21 protein-coding genes are annotated in these 23,154 nt (G+C 60.3%); 19 read left to right on the top strand and 2 right to left on the bottom strand.

What is annotated here, in order from left to right; translation table 11 throughout:
• Positions 1 to 2: 2 nt before the first annotated feature.
• Positions 3 to 2,120: a PAS domain S-box protein gene (locus JNK74_15190; GenBank protein MBL7647529.1), complete on the bottom strand. Its 2,118-nt coding sequence runs from the start codon at positions 2,118 to 2,120 to the stop codon at positions 3 to 5.
• 571 nt (positions 2,121 to 2,691) lie between these two features.
• Here JNK74_15190 and JNK74_15195 point away from each other — a divergent pair.
• The 19 genes from JNK74_15195 to JNK74_15285 all read left to right on the top strand — a co-directional run bounded on the left by JNK74_15195 (position 2,692) and on the right by JNK74_15285 (position 20,866).
• Complete coding sequence (locus JNK74_15195) at positions 2,692 to 3,390, top strand: PEP-CTERM sorting domain-containing protein (protein ID MBL7647530.1); 699 nt, start codon at positions 2,692 to 2,694, stop codon at positions 3,388 to 3,390.
• A gap of 181 nt (positions 3,391 to 3,571) precedes the next feature.
• Positions 3,572 to 4,312, top strand: a complete 741-nt coding sequence (locus tag JNK74_15200; protein ID MBL7647531.1) for a hypothetical protein — start codon at positions 3,572 to 3,574, stop codon at positions 4,310 to 4,312.
• 416 nt (positions 4,313 to 4,728) lie between these two features.
• Positions 4,729 to 5,181 carry a type II secretion system protein gene (locus JNK74_15205; protein MBL7647532.1) on the top strand — a complete coding sequence of 151 codons (453 nt, stop codon included), beginning with the start codon at positions 4,729 to 4,731 and terminating at the stop codon, positions 5,179 to 5,181.
• Between the two features lie 10 nt (positions 5,182 to 5,191).
• Complete coding sequence (locus JNK74_15210) at positions 5,192 to 5,794, top strand: prepilin-type N-terminal cleavage/methylation domain-containing protein (GenBank protein ID MBL7647533.1); 603 nt, start codon at positions 5,192 to 5,194, stop codon at positions 5,792 to 5,794.
• A gap of 2 nt (positions 5,795 to 5,796) precedes the next feature.
• Complete coding sequence (locus JNK74_15215) at positions 5,797 to 7,515, top strand: hypothetical protein (protein MBL7647534.1); 1,719 nt, start codon at positions 5,797 to 5,799, stop codon at positions 7,513 to 7,515.
• A gap of 14 nt (positions 7,516 to 7,529) precedes the next feature.
• Entirely contained in the window at positions 7,530 to 8,066 is a 537-nt protein-coding gene (locus JNK74_15220; GenBank protein ID MBL7647535.1) for a hypothetical protein, read from the top strand.
• 132 nt (positions 8,067 to 8,198) lie between these two features.
• On the top strand, positions 8,199 to 8,798 hold the full coding sequence (locus tag JNK74_15225; GenBank protein MBL7647536.1) for a CAP domain-containing protein: 600 nt from the start codon (positions 8,199 to 8,201) through the stop codon (positions 8,796 to 8,798).
• Between the two features lie 177 nt (positions 8,799 to 8,975).
• The gene (locus JNK74_15230) at positions 8,976 to 9,455 is read left to right on the top strand and encodes a DinB family protein (protein ID MBL7647537.1); all 480 of its coding nucleotides are present in this window, start codon (positions 8,976 to 8,978) and stop codon (positions 9,453 to 9,455) included.
• 209 nt (positions 9,456 to 9,664) lie between these two features.
• Entirely contained in the window at positions 9,665 to 10,636 is a 972-nt protein-coding gene (locus JNK74_15235; GenBank protein ID MBL7647538.1) for a hypothetical protein, read from the top strand.
• Entirely contained in the window at positions 10,633 to 11,220 is a 588-nt protein-coding gene (locus JNK74_15240; protein ID MBL7647539.1) for a hypothetical protein, read from the top strand. Before JNK74_15235 ends, JNK74_15240 begins: the two co-directional genes overlap by 4 nt.
• Before the next feature lie 52 nt (positions 11,221 to 11,272).
• Positions 11,273 to 12,232, top strand: a complete 960-nt coding sequence (locus tag JNK74_15245) for an ROK family protein (GenBank protein ID MBL7647540.1) — start codon at positions 11,273 to 11,275, stop codon at positions 12,230 to 12,232.
• A 330-nt stretch (positions 12,233 to 12,562) separates the two neighbouring features.
• On the top strand, positions 12,563 to 13,486 hold the full coding sequence (locus tag JNK74_15250; GenBank protein ID MBL7647541.1) for a prepilin peptidase: 924 nt from the start codon (positions 12,563 to 12,565) through the stop codon (positions 13,484 to 13,486).
• Positions 13,487 to 13,580: 94 nt separating this feature from the next.
• Positions 13,581 to 14,648 carry a class I mannose-6-phosphate isomerase gene (locus tag JNK74_15255; protein MBL7647542.1) on the top strand — a complete coding sequence of 356 codons (1,068 nt, stop codon included), beginning with the start codon at positions 13,581 to 13,583 and terminating at the stop codon, positions 14,646 to 14,648.
• 168 nt (positions 14,649 to 14,816) lie between these two features.
• The gene (locus JNK74_15260; protein ID MBL7647543.1) at positions 14,817 to 15,413 is read left to right on the top strand and encodes a sigma-70 family RNA polymerase sigma factor; all 597 of its coding nucleotides are present in this window, start codon (positions 14,817 to 14,819) and stop codon (positions 15,411 to 15,413) included.
• The gene (locus tag JNK74_15265) at positions 15,392 to 16,681 is read left to right on the top strand and encodes a zf-HC2 domain-containing protein (protein MBL7647544.1); all 1,290 of its coding nucleotides are present in this window, start codon (positions 15,392 to 15,394) and stop codon (positions 16,679 to 16,681) included. Before JNK74_15260 ends, JNK74_15265 begins: the two co-directional genes overlap by 22 nt.
• Positions 16,682 to 16,919: 238 nt before the next feature.
• The gene (locus tag JNK74_15270) at positions 16,920 to 17,864 is read left to right on the top strand and encodes a zinc ABC transporter substrate-binding protein (protein MBL7647545.1); all 945 of its coding nucleotides are present in this window, start codon (positions 16,920 to 16,922) and stop codon (positions 17,862 to 17,864) included.
• Positions 17,848 to 18,642, top strand: a complete 795-nt coding sequence (locus tag JNK74_15275) for a metal ABC transporter ATP-binding protein (protein ID MBL7647546.1) — start codon at positions 17,848 to 17,850, stop codon at positions 18,640 to 18,642. The genes JNK74_15270 and JNK74_15275 overlap by 17 nt, the downstream gene beginning before the upstream one ends.
• On the top strand, positions 18,639 to 19,976 hold the full coding sequence (locus JNK74_15280) for a metal ABC transporter permease (GenBank protein ID MBL7647547.1): 1,338 nt from the start codon (positions 18,639 to 18,641) through the stop codon (positions 19,974 to 19,976). The genes JNK74_15275 and JNK74_15280 overlap by 4 nt, the downstream gene beginning before the upstream one ends.
• Positions 19,976 to 20,866 (top strand): metal ABC transporter permease, encoded by an 891-nt coding sequence (locus tag JNK74_15285; GenBank protein MBL7647548.1) that lies wholly within the window; start codon positions 19,976 to 19,978, stop codon positions 20,864 to 20,866. The genes JNK74_15280 and JNK74_15285 overlap by 1 nt, the downstream gene beginning before the upstream one ends.
• Before the next feature lie 114 nt (positions 20,867 to 20,980).
• On the opposite strand, the gene JNK74_15290 is transcribed toward JNK74_15285, so the two are convergent.
• Positions 20,981 to 21,892, bottom strand: coding sequence for a phytanoyl-CoA dioxygenase family protein (locus JNK74_15290; GenBank protein ID MBL7647549.1), 912 nt, complete (start codon positions 21,890 to 21,892; stop codon positions 20,981 to 20,983).
• Positions 21,893 to 23,154: the final 1,262 nt, after the last annotated feature.

Here is a 23,154-nt window from a genome sequence, read left to right on the forward strand (position 1 = left end):
AGTTATTCTCCTTGTGGCAGGCGCACGACGACCGTGACGCCGGACTGCTCTCTATTTTCTATATACATTTTACCATCATGGGCTTCAACGATCCGCAGGGAGACCGCCAGGCCCAGCCCGGAGCCCTCGACGCGTGTCGTGAAGAAAGGTTCGAAGAGCCGCGGGAGATTGGCCTCGGGTACGGGGGGGCCGTCGTTGGTCAATCGAAGCGTGACGGCGTCCATGTCCGAGGAGGCTGACCACGTAATTCGCCCGCCGGGCGAAACAGCCTGGCACGCATTGGCCCAGATGTTCTCCAGCACCTGGCGGAGAAGGCGGGGGTCGGCTTGGACCGTGAGCCCTTCGGCGCACTCGATGGTCACCGCTACGCCTTCCGGCACGGGCGTGATCGTGCCCGCGCAGAGGGATTCTACCATACTGCGAAGCACGACGGACTCCGGCTGCGGGGTGATGGGCCTCGCATAGCGGAGCAACTGCTCCACCGTCGCGGAAATTCGGTCGATCAGGCCCTGGATATCCCGCAATGCTCTGCGCTGCTCGTCCGGCTCCAATTGCCCTCCGGCAATAATCTGGAGCGCGCCCTTCATCCCCGCCAGGGGATTGCGGATTTCGTGGGCCACGGTTGCGCCCATCTCCCCGATGCGGGCGAGGTGCTGGTTGCGGACCACCTTTTCCTGCATGGCCTTCAACGTGGATATATCGCGTATGGCGCAGGTGTAGTATGGTGTGCCCTCCAGTTCCGTCGTGGCAACGATCACATGGATAGGCACGATCTCCCCATCCCGCCCCAGCCCGAGCATTTCGGCCTCTACATTCGCGGATGCCCCCGGCCCGGATTGTATCGCCCGCTGGAGCGTGTTCAGCCACTCTTCGTGGCTTTCAGGCGCGATCCGGTCTATGACCGGGCTTCCAAGCAGGGGGCGGCCCGCCGCGTCGAACAATTCGGACGCGGCCTGATTTGCGGATTCTATTTTGCCGGACATATCGATGAGGACGATCGCGTCCGGCGCCGTATCCAGAATGGTGCGGGTTCGCGCCTGGCTCAGACGAAGGGCACGCTCCGTGGCGATGAGCTCCGCCTCTTCAGCCTGGAGGCGCGCCAGCATATGGTTGAACTCCCGGGCGACGTCCCCAATTTCATCCTTGCGCCCGGCCAGCGGCACCGGCTCACGGGCGCTGCCGGGCCCCACGCCTTTTACGTGGGCGCTGAGGCGCAGAAGCGGCGCGGACACCGTCCATTTCATGGCCGCCAGCAGAAGGAGCAACAAGATGCAGCCCGCGAGGGCCGCCGCCAGCATGTTCAACTGGATCGCCGCCTTGCCGCGGGACATGATCCTGCGGGGGATGGTCGCATCGAAGGCTAGAATATTGCGCTGATGAAAGTCCTGCGTGACGCTCAACACGCGTAAGATCTCGGGGCTTTCCTCCACCACGCGAATCTCGCCCGCAACCAGCGATTCCGCTTCCGGGGGGATGGGATACTCATTCAGGTCGATGATGTTGAGGGCAACCTGCGCCTGCGCCCGGATTGCGCCAATGATGGCGTTGTTCAGGAGGCGGCCCATTACCAGCGTGCCGCGAGACACTTCCCCCGCCGTCGCTTCACTCGGAAGTATCGGTCGGGATACGACCAGCATGGGCCCCAGGGATGTGCGCAGTATCCCCTGAACGGCACTATCGCGGTTGGCATGGACCAGGAGCGGGTGATCCGGCGGGAAGGTCCCGTCGTCAAACTTTGGAAAGGGGCCTGGTGTCCCCGATTCCAGATCGAAATACTGACCCCAGGCGATGGAGGCGTCGTTGCGGAAGAAGTACATGATGCTCATGTCGTTGTCGACGAACCAGGAGGGGTAGAGGTTGGCCGCGATGTACGCCTCGTTCGGCGTCTCGACAAACGCGTAGGTGTCGTCCCAGGCCGACCAGTCGTAACAGAGCGAAGAAATCTGGGTGAAGTTGCTCTCGAGCGCCGCGAGGCAGCGCCGCATGTCCTTTCGCGCTTCGTCGATTTCGAGCTGGCGAAAGCTCGGCAGGATGAGGAATCGATTTAAGGCGAATCCCACGGCGGTATACAGCGTGATGGCGGCAATCAGCACCAGCATGATCTTCTGATTCAGCTTCACGGCTTGTCCTCGCGGAGCGGAAGGGGCGGCCGGGTAAAGCATCTTGCAGGGGACATGTCGCACTCACAAAGTTAAAGACACTACTATAGTATAGGAACATACAGGCGGAAATCCATACTTATCTGGCGTTTTTTCGGAAAATAACGCTCGTGATCCGTTCCCCGCGATGTCCCACCGCGAAGATTGCCGATCAAAGAGTTGTCAGTTTTGACTATGACTGGTTCAAGCCGGAAGGCACGACGACACTTTTTTGATGGCCGTGACGCGGCGGAAAAGATTGCCCTGGACACATCCCTGGCTCACGTGAGTAGAGGTGTGAGGGAAATGTCGCATTAATGGAAAGTTGTGTGCGGAAAATTTCGCGGTACAGGCGAGCGTTGCGAATTATTACCACGTTGGCATTGCCCCATCCTTCTCTTAGTAAAGTATTTGTAAACACAAGCAGAGTGACAGATTTTTGGCACGATTGCTGCCATTAGATAGGTGTCACGTCGGCATCCTCTGATGCCGACGGCAATCGAAGCAAGAGGGCCGCGATGGTGCGGCAACAGGCAGACAGGAATTGGCAGCTATGAAAAGAATAATGCGGTACTTGACCTTGGGAATTCTGGCCGCGGTGCTTCCGGGCGCCGCCATGGCCCTTACCGTGAGCGAATTCAATGCGGCCTACGGCGCTTTCAATTTTGGCGTTGTAGGATCGGGCAACTCGAATGCGGGCGATCTGGCCATGCTCGACTTTGACCTGTCCCTCGTCACCGATGGAACCACCCTGACGATGACTTTCGAGAATAACTCGGCCATCGCGTCGGTGATCGCCCAGATTTATCTGGACGACAGTGGCGAAGCGCTTCTGGGAAGCCCGACGATTGTCTCTCCGATGGTTAACAATGTGCTGAAATTCACGGTCGGCAGCGGGTCGCCGTCCGACATGCCCGGTGGATCGGGCATCGGCTTCTCCGCCAACACGGACCTCAGCGTCTACGCGAACAACCCGTCCCCGAAGAACGGCATCGGCCAGGGCGAGTCCCTGATTCTCAGCTACACCCTCCTCACCGATCTCGACACCCTCTCGGCGGCGATTCAGGACGGTACCCTTCGTTTCGGGATGCATGTCCAGTCCATAGGGACCGCTGGAGAATCGGACGCCTTCGTCGGCACGCCCAATGAGCTTCCTCCGCCGCCCCTGACGCCCGTCCCCGAGCCCGCCACGATGGTGCTGCTTGGTCTGGGCACGGGCCTGCTGGCGGTACGCAAACGCTTCTCCTGTTAAAACATGCCGCAGCCCGACAGGGTTGCGGCAAACGGACGGGCCGGTACAGAGCGTCGTATCGGCCCGTTCATCCGTACAAGGGAGGCGCAGAGCCCCGGAACACAGAGGTTCCCGGTTACCGGCTGAAGTGGACTTCGTTCCATCCTCCACAGTCTAGAGAAAACATCAAGGGTTCAGTTTGATGAAAGTAGCAGTGCGAAATCTGTTTCTGGGGTTCATGGCCGTCGCCGTGGTGGGCGGCGTTTCGGCGAGGGCCGAGTCGATCAATATCGGCTTCACACCCCTGTCGAATAATTCACCGTATGCCAATACCGTGGCCTCGCAGTTCAACGTTGAAATACAGATGGTGCTTGGCTCTTCTTTTGAAGGCCTGAACAACGGGCTCTACGACACCATGGTCGCGTTCACGTTTTCAAACACGGGGAGCATGACGGCCAATATAGCCGAGCTCTACTGGAACTGGGGAACGCCCGTCGTGCTGGATCCCACGCCGCCCGCACCGGGGGGCTTCTACTATGATCCGAATGGGGATTCCTGGAACATGGACCCTGGCCCCGGTAGCGTAAGCCCTCAAAATCTTCCCGGGGGCAACGGAATCGGCTTTGTCGCGGATGCGGCGGCGGATCAGGGAAATCAGCCCGGAATATCAAAAGGTGAATCCGCAACGTTCTTCATGGGACTCGTCAGCGGTGCGGGCTGGAACGATGTTTCCGGGGCGTTGTATGAGGGGTTGATCAACTTCGGACTGCATGTGAGGAGTATTAACGGTGGCACCAGTGATGCCTTTGTCTCCGTCACGCCTGTGCTTCCGCCCGACCCAAATGACAACATCGTGCCGGTACCCGGGGCGGCTGGCCTCGGGCTCGCAGGCCTGGTGCTTGTCGGCATACTCCGTTGCAAAAAGGTCGCGGAGAAGAATTAGTCTGGATCAGGAATCCTTCTCCGTCGGACGGCGGCAAGCCGCCTTCTCTTCGTCATTGAAGGCATGCCGTTGACTGCTCCCGCTCCGCTATCCGGTGACGGGTGAGCATGTGCGCGTCCTGCGATTCCCAAGGCCCCGGGATTTCGAGAGAGACCAACCTCCGGGCCAGCGCCCCCTTTCGCTGGCCCGGATTTTGTCTTTCGCAGCCCCAAAGCGCGCAGTGGAATTTTCTGCACATGCCGCGTATAAATTCGCACCAGGGCGCGGATGCAAAGGACGCCGCTTGAGATTTGATATTTTTAAGTCTCTGGCAATAAATGGTTTAAGGTTATTGGCGGATTCATATCAAAGGGGTGGCATGCTAGTTGCTTTGTGCCTGTGTGGAACGCGTGGTGCGCGCCAGACAGGAGACTACTATGACACGACACCCAGACAATAATTCAGGTATGACCCTCATCGAGATCATGTTTGCCATGGGGATCCTGGCCACGACCCTCTCGCTCCTGTTTGGTTCGCTCATCAGCATCAGTATCGTCGGTCGCCTGAATGAGGAGAAAGCGGTGGCCAACACCGCCCTGAGCAGCACCCTTGAGGAGCTCCGGGGCAAGCCCTTGAAGGATCTGCTGTTGTATGAGCCTCAGACCCCCGAGTGGCCTGGTGTGGAGCGTACCGTACAGTTGGAGTGCTTCGACGAAGACGGCGTGGCGATCGCCATCCCCATGGATCTTGATGTGGACGCCGACTCCGGCGCGCTTCTGGAGCCCCTTCCCGATCTGCCCAATCCCCTGGAAGTAAAGGCCACCCTGCTTTGGACCAATGAAAAAGGTCATGTCTTCAAGACCTATGTTACGACCTCGGTGGGCCGCTGAAATGGGCGCGATGCGCAAGAGCCAACTGGGCGTGACCCTGCTTGAAATCATGTTCTCCGTCGCTATTCTTACCGCAGTCATGGGGGTTCTCTTCTCCCTGTCGCTGAGCATCGGCGATACCGCCCGGATCCAGCAGGTGAAGGCCACCTCCAACGACGAGGCGCGGCGCGCCTTGCTCGCCGTTGTGCCCCGCCTGCGGCAGGCGCAAGGCACAAGCGTCAATACCGAAGATCTCCCCGGCGACGTGCTGAAATTCAATATGGCGGCCGATATCGACGGCAACGGCACGGCGGTGAACGTCAACGGCAACCTGGAAGTGGGGTCACTCGTCACCATCCAGCGCGATGTGGACGACGCCAACGAAGACGGGGTGGCGGCCGAGCAACTGATCATGCTCCAGGGGGAGGAGATTACGGTGCTGGCGAACAATCTTTCTCCGGACGCGGCGCCCGCGCCCCCGGCGGATGGGGAAGCGCCGGCGCCCAACACGGCCGGATTCTGGGTTGAAGAGCAGGCTGGTGGCGTGCTCATAACGATACGAACACAAGGCAAGTCCCGCAAGGGACACGTGATCCGTCAACAGTTCACCGAACTTGTGAATCCGAGGAACTAGCGATGGGAAAACTACACCGAAAACGGGAAGAGGGCATGGCCCTCCTGGTGGCAATGCTCTTCATCGGCGTCGGCCTGGTGGTACTGGGCGCACTGATGGCCCGCTCCCTCCAGCAACGTCAGGTCGTGGAGCAGTACGAGGACTACACCACCACCTTCCAGGGTATGGAGGCCGCCGTGAGCGCGTGCAAAGTGGAGCTGGAGAATGGTGACGATGGGATACTCGGAATGGAAGACTGGACACCGGCCTACGACGAGAACAACCAAATCGTCATGCCGGCCATGGACGACGACAATGTCACACTCCAGACGCTCCAGTCCATGGAGGATGTAGCGTTCGCGGGCTATACGGCGCGCTGGGAAAACGACGGTCGAGACAGTAACGGGGACGGCGTGGTGGACGATGTGTCCGAGAAAGACATGTATACCGTGTACGCCATGGCCCGAAACGGCGAGAATGAGCGCCAGGCCGAAGTCGTCTACGAAGCCAGCAATGTGAACGTCTGGGAGAACGCCATCTTCGCGGGCACCGGCCAGGCGGGCGGGTTAATTAACGGGAATGTGAGCATTCACGGCTCCGTTCATCTCCTTGGAGACAACCTGATTACCGGCGCTATGGCGCTTGCGGCCATTGACCTGAGCGGCACGAGCCTGATCCATAACAACTACGTCGGTGTGCCCGCCTACCTGCAGAGCCGCGTTCCGGCCCTTCCGCAGGCCGTGGTGGAAGGTGAGACGGTTTACACCCTGGAGGCCAAACTCCGGGCCAAGGCTGGACTGGTCGGCATGTCCGGCAACTCCGAAATCGGCGAGCCCCAGATAGCGGGCAATAATTTCAAGGAGACGATGGATGGTATCTTCGTAACCAGCGGCTGGACCGGTAACTCCGTCGTGGATGACGGTGACCGCGGCGACCCCAAGGCCGTGTTCAGTGACAACGGCTGGGACGAACTGTATGATCTCGGTGACAAAGTGCCGTTTCCCATTCTGACGGACGACTGGCGCGACCCGGTGAACGGCGCCCGTGTGGAGGATCCCTCCACGGGAACCTGGTACACCCACCAGGACTACTTCAACCAGGTGCTCCTGGCCAGTCCCACGAACCCCAGTGACGGCACCTACACCGGGAACATAACGCTCAACGTGAAGACGAGCAAGTTTTACTGGAACGCCACCACGGGTCAAGTGCTGAACGGGTCTCTGCCCGCAACGCAACCGGCGGCAACCGATGACTACATCTGGTTTGACAGCGCGACGGACGTGATGAAAATAAACGGGCAAATCCGGATCAACGGCAATCTGTCCTTCACCGGCCAGGGCGGTGACAGAACAATCAACTACAGCGGTCGCGCGGCCCTGCTGGTCTATGGCGACGTCAACATCGATGCCAATTTGATCACCTGCAACAACGGTGACAAGACGAATACCAGCAATAGTTTCCCGGTGAACAACATCATCGGGATCATGGCGTCCAACAATATGGTGGTCGGTTCGACGGCCCAATTGGATATCATGGGCGCATTTTATGCACAGACTAAGATTACCTCGGCAAAACAGACCAACGTAATGGGAACTTTTGTTTCCAACTACTTTGACATGGGAACGAACGTTCCGAACATTTATCAGGTGCCCGCACTGGCGGATAATCTTCCCATCGGCATGATCGGCAATTATCCCATCCTCGCCATTTCGCAGGTGTCCTGGAGAGAACTGGGTATATGAGATTGGAGGGTTCTGTGGCGTGGTTGAAATCGAATTGGTATCTCGCACTCGCGGTCGTGCTGGTGGTGGGGGCGGCGCTTTACTACGCTCGGGGCGCTATCGCACCCGGCGGGACCGTGGAACCGGAGCCTGAGTCCACCGCGGTGGACGCCCAGGCCGCGTTGCGGGACGAGTTCGAGCGCGCAAAAGCCGCCGCCGGTGCGCGTGAAGCCCAGGCCAGTCCCGAGAAGTCGACGGACACGGTTATCGCCGAGCATACGGCATCGCTGGAGCAGAACCCGGAGCCGGAAGAGGCGGCGGCTCTCCTCAGCGCCCTGGGGAATCTGTACAAGCAGAAGAAACAGGACTACGCAACGGCCGCTCGCTACTACGAGCAGGTAATCGAGCAATATCCGGACTGGCCCGGCATCAAGGGAGTGTATCACCAGCTCATGACCTGCTACAGTAATCTGGATGATCAGAGTAGTCTGCGTCTGCTATATCGCAAGATGATGGAAGTTTTCCCCGAAGAGAGCAACGAGTATCTCTTCGCGAAAGACGCGCTGGAGTAAGGGCGTCTCCTGGCGGTTCGCAAATTTTGCCCCGCTGTGGCAGAATGGGGCAGATGCCGGGCGGCAATTTTTTGTCTTGTGCGGTTCGGCCATTCCACCACGGATAAAGCCCCTCGGGGCGGGAGTCGGACCATGCAGTCTCGCATTTGTATCCTCGGAAAGACCCGACTGGTCGCGTTGCTCTTAATGGCCATCGCACTGGCCGGGTGTCCGGAGAATCCCGGTGGCGGCGGGGGGGAAGGTGAGGGCGAAGGCGAAGGCGACGGGATTGCGGCGATGGAAATTGAAACGCTGGACCTGATCAACGGGGAGCGTGTCGCCGCCGACGTCGATCCCTTGACGATGGACGCCGACCTGCGCGCCGTGGCACGGGCCCACAGCGAGGATATGGTCGCCCGGGAATTCTTCGCCCATGACAATCCCGATGGGGAGTCGCCTTTCGACCGGATCCACGCGGCGGGCATCGAATATTCACGCGCCGGGGAGAACATTGCCTGGAACAGCTTTCCAAACCCCGTTGAAACGGCGGTAGACGGCTGGATGAACAGCACGGGCCATCGAAACAACATCCTGAATGGGGATTTTACCCTCACGGGGATGGGCGTAGCGGGCAATGATTCGGTCGGCTATTACTTCACGCAGGTGTTCACCCGCCCGCTGGAAAAGGGCGAGGTCAAGGTGCTCGTGACGGGGTTCGAAACATTGCCGCCGCCCCTGGCCGTGAATCCGTGATACCATCCTCAGGGCGCGCGGGGTGGCTCCCCCGGTCTTTGAAGCTTCATTCCACCGAGATTCATTTCGATGGACTGAATTAATTTACAGTCTACTGACGTTCCGTGTCAGGAGGGTCGTGCTAGAGTTCGCCTCAGTTCAACGCACCCACACACCAACAACAAGGAGCAAGACCCCATGACCCCTGACAAATTTGCCGAGAGCCTGAGCACCTCCAAGGAGTTTTTCGACCGCTCGACCCGCTGCCTTACGGAAGAGCTTGCGGGATATAAGCCCACACCGGACATGATGACGGTGGCCCAGCAGGTGGCCCACGTGGCTCAGACCTTTGACTGGTTCATCGAGGGCGCCTTTCACCGGGCCGATGGATTCGACATGGACTTCGAGAATCACATGCGCCCGGTGATGGCCATCGGCTCCCTGGCCGAGGCTCGGGCGTGGCTGGACAAGTCGGTGGCGAGCGCGATTGCCGAGATAAAGGCGAAGAGCATGGACGAGCTGCAAGCGCCTTTGCCCGAAGGGCCGGTGATGGGCGGTGCGCCGAAACTCTGCATTGTCGGCGCGATTGAAGAGCACACGGCCCATCACCGTGGCGCGTTGACCGTGTACGCGCGGCTGAAGGGCCTCGTTCCCGCCATGCCCTACATGGACATGTGACGATTAATACCGATTAGTCTGCAATTGCGCCGCCCCATCGGGCGGCGCTCTTGTTATTCGGGACGATGGGTCGGTTAAGAATGGGGCGTGTCCAGAGGTGCGGCATTGCACCGGTGGCGCGAGGCGGGGCACCGCTCTTCCGAACATGTGTGAACTTTGTGCTACTATTCCCTTAGCCTTTAACCTGCGGCGGCAAATCCGGTCAGTCTATGAAATCCAACGGCGAAATCTTCAGATACTTCACGCTTGTGGCGTGCGCGACCGGAAGCTTCGTGCTTGCGGGGGTATCGAAAGTCGCGGCGGGGGAGACGGATCAATATTTAACGTGGGGGACAACCCTGAGGGATTCTTCCGCGGAATTGAATGCCTATCTGGATGCGGAAATTAACCGATTTCTGGTGAAGGCCAATCGCCGCACGCGTCCCCCGGCATGCGTGGAGGATCTCAGTGTCGACCTCTACCTCCACCTGTTTGAGGGGCTCCACGCCTCTCGGATTCGAAACTGGTTGAAGACCTCTCCCGAGGTGGAACGCTTTCCTTCGGATGATCTCTCCGATTGGGAGTACCAGCGGATGAGTATCTTTCGGCGGCCCGCCTTCCCGTACCTGCTGCCCATGGCGCAGACGATTCGCGTGGGCGACGTCTATCTGGGTATTGACAAGATCGGGCATATGTTCGGCTTCGGGCGGCGCTATTTCCAAATCTATCAGCGCGCCCTTGCAGCGGGCGACAGCCCCGACGCGGCGCTGGATCGTGTGCTCAGGTGGGGGATTCAACACGAATCCAACCTGGTCGGGAAACTGGTGGATGGGATTTTCTCCCACGGCGATATGGAGGCGAACTACCAGGGCTTCCGGCTGGCGCTGGCCTTCAGCGCGGGGGACGGGCCCCTCTTCTATCGCGAGAAGGGCGCCTGGCGCTATCGCGGTGGACTCGACATTCGGGACTATATCACGCCGGAAATGGACGAGTCCTACAATCCCAACCGCTATGCTTCCTGGCGGGGTCGCCGGGTGAATCCCATTCTCGACGCGTGCTACAAAAATGCCGCGCCGCCGTCGCGCTTCCGCACCTATCAAAAGAACCACCAACCCAGCCTTTCGAAATCCTTCGTTGATGCCTGGTTTGGTCAACGGGCGGATGCTTCGCGTGATGCCCTGGCCCGGAGGGATTCCCGATGACGGAATCGGATGGGATGCTCCTCATCGAGGGTATCCTGGTGGACGTGCGGGCACTCCTGCGCCTGAAGCATTATTGCGACCCCATGCTCTGCCGCAACGGCCGGTATTGCTGCGCTCAATATGAGATCACGGTGGACAAGGCGGACATCAAGCGGGCGGTGGGACTGATGCCCGACGCCGCGAAGTTTGCGCCGGAGGTGGGCGAGGGGGGCGAATTCGAAAATCCCTTCGAGCGCGTGGAGCCCGGTCGCTTGGCCATCGACTGTCATGAGGAGTCGGGCGCCTGCGCCTTTTCCTTTAGGGACAAAGAGGGCCGCGGCTGGTGTTCACTTCACGCGGCGGCGCTGAAGCACGATCTGGACCCTTATCAGCAGAAGCCTTCGGTATGCACCATGTGGCCCCTGGCCCTGGCCGAGGGCGATCCGCCGGTCCTCACCCTTCAGGACGATATATACGAGTTTCCCTGCGCCTGGAAACGGGGAGGGAAGCCAAAGAAGTTGTATCCGGATATTGCCGACAACGTGCGGGCGACCTTCGGCGAAGCCTTTCTGGCAAAGCTGAACGAAGCACTGGCGGGCCGGTAGGCGTTTCCACGGAAGACCGTGGTATCGAGATTGGTTGAAGCAAGGATTAATCATGAAAGACTACTTACTCGCCGTAGAAATTGGTGGAACAAAACTGCAGGTGGCGCTGGGCACACCGGAAGGAAAAATTGTCGATGTCGAGCGGGGCAACGTCGATCCCGCGCGCGGCGCCGAAGGCATTCTGGCATGGCTGGAGACGTCAACGGCGACGGTGATCGGGCGTTGCCCGGGGGACGGGGCCTGTCGCGCCATCGGCGTGGGCTTCGGTGGTCCGGTGGATTCGGCGACGGGGCGCGTGCTCGTATCCCATCAGGTCGGCGGCTGGGACGGTGTCCATTTGAAGCAGTGGTTCGAAGAGCGTTTCTCGCTACCGACCTGTGTGGAAAACGATGCCAACGCGGCGGGTTGGGCGGAGTATTGTCTGGGGGCGGGGCAGGGCGCCAATACTTTTGTCTACTGCAATATTGGCAGCGGCATCGGCGGCGCGCTCGTCGTCGATGGCAAGCTGTACAACGGCCAGGGGCTCGGCGCCTGTGAGATTGGACACACCTGGGTGTCGGATTGGACCTCGAACACGCCCGGCGCCATCGACAAACTGGAGCACCTTTGCTCCGGCTGGTCCATAACCCGCCGAATCCGAAACTGGAGCGACCTCGATCCGAAGTCGCCTCTGGGCGTGATGTGCGGAGGCGATGCCGGACGTTTGACCTGCCCCATGCTTGCGGATGCCGCACGGACGGGTGATGCGCGGGCCCTGGCCGAGATTCGCGCCGTGGCGGCGGGCGTAGGACAGGCGCTGGCGAATGTGGTTACGCTGCTTCATCCCGAGAAGATTGCCATGGGCGGCGGGGTCTCGCTCATGGGCGATGTGCTCCTCGACGCACTGGCGGAGCGCGTGGACGCCCTGGCCTTCGGGGCCTACCAGGGCAGTTTCAGCGTTGTGCCCTGCGCGCTGGAGGAGGATGTGGTCACCGCAGGCGCCCTGCTGATGGCGAAAGCGCTTGGCAGTTGACAGTGGACAGTGGACAGTGGACAGTGGACAGTGGACAGTGGACAGTGGATGGTGGATGGTGGGTGGTGGATGGTGGATGGTGGATGGTAGATGGTGGATGGTGGATGGTGGGTGGTGGATGGTGGATGGTAGATGGTGGACGAGCTGGGCACGTAGAACCAATACGACCAATACTGCCGATTTCAAATATACGTCCTGTCGGTCGTATCCGTCCTATCGCTGTCAATTGTCAACTATCAACTATCAACTATCCCTCAAACTAAGTCTTGCGCCCGTCGGGGGGCAGCGCATATACTCTAGCCCTCAACCAAGGAGAGGATTGCCGAAATTATGCCCGAAGATGCAGTAATGGCCCAGTTCAATAGTCTTTTTCTAGCGGTGTCTTTGATCATGGGGTTGCTGGTCGGGAGTTTCTGCAATGTGTGCGTCGGGCGCTGGCCCCACGGCGAATCGGTGGTTTCTCCCCGGTCGCGGTGCCCCAAGTGTATGAACGCCATCGCGTGGTACGACAATATTCCCCTGTTGAGCTGGTTGATACTTGCCGCAAAGTGTCGCCACTGCAAAGCCCCCATCTCATGGCAGTATCCCGTGGTCGAAGCGATCACCGGCGTCTTGTTTGTCCTCGTCTACCTTCGCTTCGACATGACCCTCGCCACACCCATCTATATGGCCCTGGCGGCGGCCATGGTCGTTGTCACCTTTCAGGACCTCGCGGACTGGACCATCCCGAATGAAATCACCCTGCCGGGTGTCCCCGTGGGGCTTGGCCTTTCCGTCATCGCCATGCTGGTCCCGGCTGCGGGGTTGCGCGTCATACATCCCTTCGACGCGCTCGCGGGCATCGCCCTGGGCTTCGGAATTCTGTATGGCCTTGACCGCATCGCTATTTTTGTCCTCAAGAAGCCGGGTATGGGCTTCGGCGACGTAAAGCTGATGGCCATGTTGGGTGCTTTCATTGGCTGGCAGGGCGTGCTGGGCACGCTCATGCTCGCCTCCGTACTCGGCAGCACCATCGGCCTTTCCATGATTCTCTATTTCAAGCTCAAGGGCGCGCCCGCCGCGGCCGAAACCACACCGGAAGCAGAAACGGATGGCGGGGAGCCTGAAAAGGACGACGAAAGTGACGACGGTATTTCGCTGGGCGCGCATTACCTTCCCTTTGGTCCCTATATCGCCATTGCGGGCCTGGTTTACCTCTTCGTCGGGCCCGAAGTGATTGCATGGTACCTTCAGCAGCTCGCCCCGGTCGCCTGACCGGTATCGGTGCGCGCGCGTTGAACGTGCCCAGTGAGTCGACCCGTGCGGTCTGGATCGGGCCAGCCATGGTGCCAGGGAGTAGTGTTCCACCATGACCCAATCGTTAATTCAATTCGATCCCGCCTTCTTCGAGCGCATCTGGGGCGGGCACCGTTTTGCTTCGTTGCCGGGTTTTGATGCCCCCCGCAATGTCCCCCTGGGTGAAGCCTGGTTGATCTCGGATCACCCCGCCCATGAAAGTCGCGTTTCGAACGGGGCCTGGCGCGGGCAGACCCTCCACGATCTCGTGCTGTCATCGCCCGACTACCTCCTGGGCACCCACGCCGCCCCAACCATCCACGGTCGCTTTCCCCTCCTCCTGAAAATCCTCGATGCCGCCGAGGTGCTTTCGGTACAGGTGCACCCCGATGACGAGGACGCCATCCGCCTCGGCGAGCCCGACGTGGGTAAGACCGAGATGTGGCATGTACTCGCCGCCGAACCGGACAGCGCACTGATTTGCGGGCTCGACCCCGCCGTCACGCCGGAACAGTTTCAAGTCGCCGTGGAGGACGGCACGATCCAGGAATTCATGAAATCCATCCCCGCCGTGCCCGGCACGACGGCCTTCGTTTCGGCCGGCACGGTCCACGCGATCGGCGCCGGGATTCTGCTGGCCGAGATCCAGCAAAACAGCGATATCACCTACCGAATCTACGATTGGGACCGCACCGACGCCCACGGGCGCGCTCGTGAACTTCATCTCGACAAGGCCGCTCAGGTGACCCGATTCGGGCTGTCCCATCCGGGCGCTTCCCGGCCACTGGGTTATCACCTGGACGGCGCGGAAGTGTCCGTCCTCGGCGCCTGCAAGTATTTCGTGAACGAACTCATTTCCCTGGACGGCGCCTTCCGACGTGATACCGGGGGACGCTCCTTCCACATTGTGATGCCCCGAGACGGGGAAATGGAGATCCGCGCCGGGGAGGAACGCTGTGCACTGCAAGTCTGCCGCGCGGTGATGATTCCGGCTGGCGCGGGGCCCTATACCATCACAGGAACAGGAAAGGTGCTAAACTATTATGTCCCGGATCTCGAAGCGGATCTTGTTCGCCCGCTCCGCGCCGCCGGACACAGCAGTGAGTTGATCGGTCAGCTCGGTGTAATTTTCCCCGGCTAACCGCCGAAAATTCGCACCTATTTATGCTGAATAATTGTCGTATGGCTCCATTGTGGAACTCAATATGCGAGATATGATCATGCGAACCACTTATACTGTGGAAAGTTTAATCAGACTCGCTGCACAAGTTGCGGCAGCATCGTCGCAGAGCTTGGCGAAGGAGTACCCATGTCGACACTGAGCGATGCCGCGCTGGTGCTCCGCTGCCTGGAGGGGGATACCGATGCCTTCGGCGATCTCGTAGAGCGCTATGAATCTTCCGTCTACGCCACGGCCCACTACTATGTCGGTCGCTATGGCGCGGCGGAAGACGTCTCCCAGGAGGCTTTCTGGGCGGCCTATCGCGGATTGCGCCGCCTGAAAGATCCCAACAAGATTGGCCCCTGGCTTCGGGAGATCACTACGCGCACGTCGGCGAACTGGCTTCGGAAGAACCGGTCCCGCCTGAATCACGAGACCCCGTTGCCCCATCGGCGCACGATCTCGATGGAGGAGGCGCGCAGGGGTCCCGAGGCCTTCATGGAGCGGGAAGACCTCTACGCCCGCGTGCAGCGGGCTATTGATACCCTGCCCGAGCGGTACCGATTGCCGGTCATGCTCCGGTATCTGCAAGAGTTGAGTTACGAAGAAATCAGTCGGTTCACGGGCGAGTCCCGCGACGAGATACGTGGCATATTGCACCGCGCCGGGCGCCAGCTTCGCACGGTGTTGTCGGAAGACGGAAATCAGGAGGAAGAGTCCACTTGGCCTCATGTTCGCAAGTAAGCAGCCTGCTGCAGGCGTATATCGACGGAGAACTCGGGAATGCCGAAAAGAGCATCCTCGAGCAGCACCTCCGCGAGTGCCCGTCCTGCCGGCATGACTTGGGCGAACAGAACGCGTGTTCCGCGAAAATTTTCGAATCACTTTTCACTCAGCGGCTGCGTGGAGGCCTTCGCTCGCAGGTCCTGGATCACCTTCCCGAGATGGACCCGGCGCCGAGGATGGGTTCCCATCCCACCGATCCGCAGTATGCCCGCCGGCGCACCCGGGTTGTCCCCTTCCCCAGAATGTTGCTCGTGGCCGCGGCCGCCCTGTTGACCCTGGCCGGGCTTTACTTCTATACCGGCGAAACCGCGCCGTCCTCAGTGCGCCCGCCCGCGGTGGGTATGGTGACCTACAGCAACGGAAATGAGGTTTTTTGCAAGGCGGGCGAGGATGAAACCTATGTGGCGGCCGAGCTGAAGTCGCTGGTGCGCCCGGGAGACCAGTTTGAAACCCTGGCGAAGGGCAGGCTGGCGATCTCGCTGATCGGCGGCTCAATCGTCAAGGCGAACTACAGCTCGGGACTTACCATCCAGGACAATCGCCGCGTAAGCGTGGAACAAGGCCTGACCTTTTTTGACGTGGGCCGGGACAAGCGCCTGTTCAACGTGAAAACGCCTGGCGGAGAAATCCTGGTGTTTGGCACGGCCTTCGTGGTCGAAGTGAAATCCGACGCCACCAAAGTCACGGTGACCGAAGGTGATATTCTCGTATCCAACGACCTCGGTAAGACGGGGGTATCCAAGGGGAATCAGCTCGTGTTTCGAATGGGTGAACCCCTGGCCGAACCCTACCCGGTTGATGCGGCGAAAGAGGCCGCATGGGCCGATGAAATCGTGCCCGATCCCGAAGCGTTGGCCCTTTTCCGGCAGACCCTCGAAAGCCGCGCCGCCATCAACAATTCGATCCCGGCGATTCCCGTCTATGCGGTCTGGAACCTGGCCGATCGTCACATAAGCGAAATTCAGATTACCTGGGCTTCCGATGGGCGCGCGACGGGGCATTGCGGCTATATCGTCCACGTGTCCGATGGGCAGGGTAACCTGCTCTACATCGATACCCTCGACGGCAGCCTCTTTGACGATGTCAATCGGGAAAAAGCAAACCTGCCACTGCCCGGTGGTCCTGTGACGGGAATAGACGTGATCCACGTAAAGCTGGTCCCCGACCACCGCGACGGCACGATCGAAACCGAGATGCGGGTGGACGTCGTCGTCACACCGAACTAATCACGCCGATAGCAACACACTTTCGAAATACACGCGCCCGTGCCTTACCGGCACGGGCGCCTTTTCGTTGAAAGGTGTATTATGGAGTTTCATTTTATTAATTAGGCATGCTTCAAAATTACTTGCGCCGGGGCTAAAAATCTGCTATAGTGCATGCGTCAAGAAACCAGCGCAACCGACCACGCTCGGTGGCGGAGCCTGCGCGATGTTTGAGGGTTCCTGTATGAATAAATCCAAAATGATTCCGTGGCTCCTCGGCCTGGCCCTGTTTGCGCCGTTGACCGGTTGCAAACAGGCCGCTGGACCCGCCGGGCCCGCGGATAGCACCGCGCCCCTGAAAATCACCTGCACCATCGGCATGATCGGCGACGTGGCCCAGGAAATCGGCGGCGAGCAGGTCGTCGTGACGAGCCTGATGGGTTCCGGTGTCGATCCGCACCTCTACAAGGCCTCCCAGGGCGACCTGGCCCGCTTGAATGAAGCGGATGTCATACTCTACAACGGGCTGCACCTCGAAGGCCGAATGGCGGATGTCCTTGTTGGAATGGCGAGCCGGGTGAAGACCTATCAGGTAACGGACCAGATCGATCCGACCCTGCTGCGCGAGCCGCCGGAGTTTCAGGGAAATTACGATCCCCATGTGTGGTTTGATGTATCCTTGTGGCAAAAAGTAGCCGAGCGCATCCACGCCATCCTGGTGGAAAGCCGCCCTGAACAGAAGGGTTATTTCGACGAACGCGCGGCGGCCTATCAGGCGAAGCTGGCGGAGCTGCATGAATACGCCCGCACCCGGATCGCGACCATCCCGGAGGACCACCGCGTTCTCGTGACGGCCCACGACGCTTTCGGTTATTTTGGCCGGGCTTATGGCCTCGAAGTCATGGGCATTCAGGGGATCAGTACATCCTCCGAATACGGCCTGCAGGACTTGAACAAACTGGTGGAGTTGCTGGTGAGCCGCAAGATCCAGGCGGTCTTTGTGGAAACGTCGATTTCTCACGCGTCCATCGAGGCGCTGATCGCGGGGGCTGCATCGAAGGGGCACACCGTGCGCCTCGGCGGCACGCTGTACTCCGATGCGATGGGGGAGACGGGAACGCCCGAAGGCACCTACCTCGGGATGGTCCGGCACAATGTGGATACGATAGTGGAGGCCCTGAAGAGCGATGCAAGCCCCGGTTGAAGCCGCACCCATTGAAGTCCATGACCTGACGGTGGCCTATCAGCACCGCCCCGTCCTCTGGGACATTGACCTCTCTTTTCCCAAGGGCGAGCTCATCGGCGTGGTGGGGCCCAACGGCGCGGGCAAGAGCACCCTCATCAAAGCCATCATGGGCCTCGTGCCCCTGGCCTCGGGCCATGTGAAGATCTTCGGCCAGTCGTCCCGTCGGGCCCTTTCCGCCGTGGCCTACGTGCCCCAGCGGGAATCGGTGGACTGGGATTTTCCCACCACCGCCCTCGACGTGGTGCTCATGGGGCGCTACGGCCATCTCTCCCTTTTCGGCAGGCCCCACAAACGGGACCGCGAGATCGCGCGGGAGAGCCTGGCCAAGGTGGGCATGGGAGACTACGCCGATCGCCAGATCAGCCAGCTCTCCGGTGGCCAGCAGCAGCGCGTCTTCCTGGCGCGGGCACTCGCCCAGCAGACCCGGGTCTACCTCATGGACGAGCCCTTTGCGGGCGTGGACGCGACCACGGAAAAGGCCATAGTGACCCTGCTGCGCGAGTTGCGCGCCCAGGGCAGCACGGTCGTGGTGGTCCATCACGATCTCCACAGCGTGCCGGACTATTTCGACTCCGTGCTCATGCTCAACCTGCGCGCCGTCGCCTTTGGCCCCGTGGCCACGACCTTTACGCCGGAGAACCTCAACGCCACCTATGGCGGGCGGCTCCACCTGCTCACCGAGGTGACGGAGCGCCTGCGGGAGAAGGAGTGGATCTCCCGGAAGGCGGCGGAATGAACGGCGCCGCGCCTGAAGGTTTACCGCCCTGGCTGGAATTCTTCACCTTTCCCAGCGCGAATGTGGTCTATGTGCTGGCGGGTTGCGTCATCCTCGGTATATCCGCCGGGCTCCTGGGCTGCTTCGCCTTTCTCCGCAAGCGCTCTCTCCTGGGCGATGCCCTTTCCCACGCGGCCCTGCCGGGCGTGTGCATGGCCTTCATGCTCACCGGCACCAAGGAGCCCCTGGTCGTCCTCTCCGGCGCCGTCGTCTCCTGCTGGATGGGGTCGCTGGCCATCGAGTGGATTGTGAAGTACACCCGCTGCAAGGAAGACAGCGCCCTGGGCATGGTGCTCTCCGTGTTCTTCGGCCTCGGCATTCTTCTGCTCACCCATATCCAGAAATCCGGCAACGCCGCCCAGTCGGGGCTGGACAAATTCCTCTTCGGCCAGGCCGCCTCGCTGGTGGAAAAGGATGTCTACCTCCTCGGCGGTCTCGGGCTGGTCCTGTGCGCGATTGTGCTCGTGGGCTACAAGGAACTGAAGATCGTATCCTTCGATCCCGATTTCGCCCGCGGGCTTGGTCTGCCCGTGCGCGCCGTGGAAATCGCACTGGCCACCATGATCGTCCTCGCCGTGTGTATCGGCCTGCAGGCGGTCGGCGTCGTACTGATGGCGGCCATGCTGGTGACCCCCGCGGCCGCCGCGCGCTACTGGACCGATCATCTCGGCAGGATGCTCCTACTGGCCGTGCTCTTTGGCGCGATCAGCGGCTTCATCGGCGCCTACGTGAGCTACCTCAGCGCGCGTATGCCCACGGGACCCTGGATGGTGGTGGGGGTGACCAGCATCTTCATCGTGTCCTTCCTCGTCGCGCCCCGGCGCGGCGCCCTGGCCCGCGTCGTGCGCCACCGTCGCTTCCGCCGCAAGACCGCCACGGAAAACATTCTGCGCACCCTGTACAAATTCGGCGAGGCCGCGCGCGACTGGCACGAGCCCCGCTCGCTGGGCGAACTGCTCCAGCACCGCGACATGCCCATGGGCTTCCTGCAGCGCACGGTACGCCGCCTGGAACATGAAGGCCTCGTATCGGAGGAAAGCGGTGGCCGCTTTATCCTCACCCGTGCCGGTATTGAAGCGGCCGAACGCCTGACGCGTCTGCACCGCCTGTGGGAACTCTATCTCATGAAAAAGTTGGAGATCGCGCCGGACCACGTCCACGATGACGCGGAAGAAATCGAGCACATTCTCACACCCGAGTTGGAGCAGCGCTTGATGGACGAGCTGGGCGACGAGGGCCTCGATCCCCACGGCCAGCAAATCCCCGCAGCGGCCCAGGAAGGGCAGGCCCGATGATTACGATGGACACCTTCTGGATATTGGTCATCGGCAGCCTGGTCGCCGCTTCGTGTTCCCTGGTGGGCTGCTTCCTCGTGCTGCGTCGACTCTCCATGCTGGGCGACGCCATCAGCCACGCCGTGCTGCCCGGCATCGTCATCGCCTTCATGCTGACCGGCAGCCGCAACATCGTCCCCATGCTCGTCGGCGCCATGGCCATGGGCATGCTCACCGCATTTCTGACCGACGTGCTCAACCGCTTCGGTAAACTCCAGTCCGACGCCGCCATGGGCGTGACCTTCACGTGGCTCTTCGCCATCGGGGTGATCCTGGTAAGCAAATACACGGGCACCGTGGATCTCGACGTGGACTGCGTGCTGTACGGCGAGATCGTCTTTGCGCCCCTCGACACCCTGACCTGGGGCGATTACAACCTCGGGCCGCGCGCCGTCTGGCTCACGGGTGCGGTCTCCGTATTCAATCTGATCTTCGTGCTTCTCGGCTACAAGCAGCTCAAGATCTGCTCCTTCGACCCCGCCCTCGCCGCATCCATCGGGATCAACGTGGCCTTCTGGCACTACCTTCTCATGGGCTTCGTGTCGTTGACCACCGTCGCCTCCTTCGAGAGCGTGGGGGCCATCCTCGTGGTGGCCATGCTCATCGTGCCCGCCAACACGGCCTATCTGCTCACCGATCGCCTCTCTCACATGCTCATGATTTCCGTGATCGTGGGCGTGCTCAGCGCCCTCGGCGGCTACGCCCTGGCGGCCTGGGTCGACGGCGCCATCGCCGGTGCCATGGCCGTCGTCAGCGGCGGACTCTACGTCCTCGCGGCACTGGCCTCACCACGACACGGCGTACTGCCGAAGTTTTTGCGCCAGCGCAAACAGCTCGTGGCGCCGGAGTGAATTGAAGGCTGAAGTTTGAAGGCTGAAGTATGAAAAATCACCAATAGCCCGCGCTTCATCCTTCAGACTTCATCCTTCAGACTTCATCCTTCAGACTTCATCCTACAGCCTTCCTCACCTGAATAGCGGATCGCTCGTCGCGGGCTTTGCACCGCCCATCGAGCCATAACCCCCGCCGTGGCCGATGGGATTTTCTCCGATCCAACGCTCGTCGATGGGCTCCGATGCCGCCTGATAACGCGTGTCCGAAGAAAAGCGTACGCGGTGGACCGGGCTGCGGTTGTCCAGCGAGCCATGCAGCATGAACATGGGCATGATCACCACGTCACCCGCCTTGAAATTCGCCGACAGCAGGTGTACCCCGCGCTCCGTCGCCAGCGACACCGGATCCAGCGTCACATGGCCGGGGCGCGATTTGTCCTTGTCCACATCCAGCCCGCGGAATTCCTCGTGCAGGTCCGTCCACCGGTGTGAATCCTCCACCAGGAGCAGGGGCCCTTCATCCAGCGTCGCATCGCCCAACGGCGTCCACACCGTGAAAAGGCGGTCCGTGCCGCGATTCATATACACATGATCAAAGTGAAAAGCCGAGGCCCGACCCGGATGCATCGTGCGGAGCCACAAAAAGTCATAGGACCGCACCGGCTCCCCGATGAGCGTCTCCATGATCTTTACGATGTTGCCACTGTGCGTCACCTTGCGCAACGCCGCACCTTCGCACATGGACTGCCAGAACGCACCCAAATCTTCCACCAACTCGCCCCGCCGACTCGTGTGCGACGATATGGCGTCTTCATACGGCTCCGCCAATTCACCCACGGCCGCCAGGCGCGCGATCACCTCCGCACGCGCCGCCAGCACATCTTCGATATTCAGCACCCCGCGCAAAAACAGATAGCCGTCCTCCGCCATCCGCGCCTGAAGTCCCTCCGAATCCGAAACCAGATCGGCGCTATCGCGCAACTCGGCGAGCATGCCCTCGGGGATGGGGTGCTGGTGGGTCGAAAGATTCGCGGGAATATTCATGAAACTGCGTTCTCCGGTGTTGGGCTATGGGGGATTGCTCTCACTGCGGAAATGATAATGGATGGATAGGTTCGGAGTAAAACGAGGGGCGGGAGGGGGAAACAGTGTCCCGAATCGAGAATTCGGACGACTGAATGTAGGTCTATTCGAGCTTATTTCACAATGAGTATCGTCCTTTCGCTGCCATGGCAACCGTCGAAATTTTTTACTTGACATTCACGCAAGACAGGAGTAGATTCGAAATCAGCGGCAATAAGTCGCGGCAGTACAAAACACATTCTCGGGCTCATGACACCAAGGAGGAGGGCTTCCGCCATGTACCTGTTCGTCCGCCCAGTCGGATCTTCGACTCGCCACCAATTTTTTCTTCGGTGCGACTCCGTCTTCACCGCGCTCACCTTCCTCCCCAGTTCCGTGCAGGCGTGGCAATTCCTGCCTGCGGTGTATGCGGGGGGGGGGCAACAGATTCCATTGATTTGGAAGCCCTGCTCGACATGGAGGCCTCCCTGCGAGACGACTCTGCGTCCCGCGTGCCCGAGAACCCACTGTCCCCTCTCCGCCTGACCGAACGCGCGTCCTCGCGGGTCGGAAATGCGCCGCTGGCCGCCGACTTATCTGTCCTTCCCGCAAGAGCGGGAATCTACGAACGCGGCGAAGTAAACCCTGCAAGCGCATTGGATCCCTGCCTTGCCGTGGATGACAGTCTACGTTTGCGCAACAACGCAGCTACATCCGAAGGCCTCGCCTCCGAACTCGCCCAGTCGGAGGGATCCGCGTGAAACCTAAATATTGCAATGACACCCTCGTCGTTTCGTATTAAAGTTTGACTCAAAGCCGCCGCACCGGGGCCTACTCTTAGCCTAGAAGGAGGAGAGTTTTGCGAAAGCTATTCATTGGAATGAGTGCCGTCTTGTGCATAGGTGCCTTGTCGGGAGTTTTGACCGCTATTCATTCAGCTCGAAGTAGCGTTGCGGCTACAGTCCCCATCGTGTCCGACCTCGTCGAGACTAGTGCCAGATCGGAGCACACAAACGATACTGAGGAGAAAATCCTGTCGACCGGAGTCGATCAAAGTCTTAGTGTAGAGGAAAACGTTGCGAAGTCGCCGAAAGATAGATTTAACGTGAGCCCGGTACTACAGGAAATGCTCTTAAAAAGTCATTCGGACTTGCCGATAGATGTGCGACTCAAGACAATACTCGCTATAGGGTAGTGTCAAATAGTTTCTGTAAATACTGTCCACTTGGGTAGTGTTTGCTGTT

This window comes from Candidatus Hydrogenedentota bacterium, assembly GCA_016791475.1.
Taxonomy (GTDB): Bacteria; Hydrogenedentota; Hydrogenedentia; order Hydrogenedentales; family JAEUWI01; genus JAEUWI01.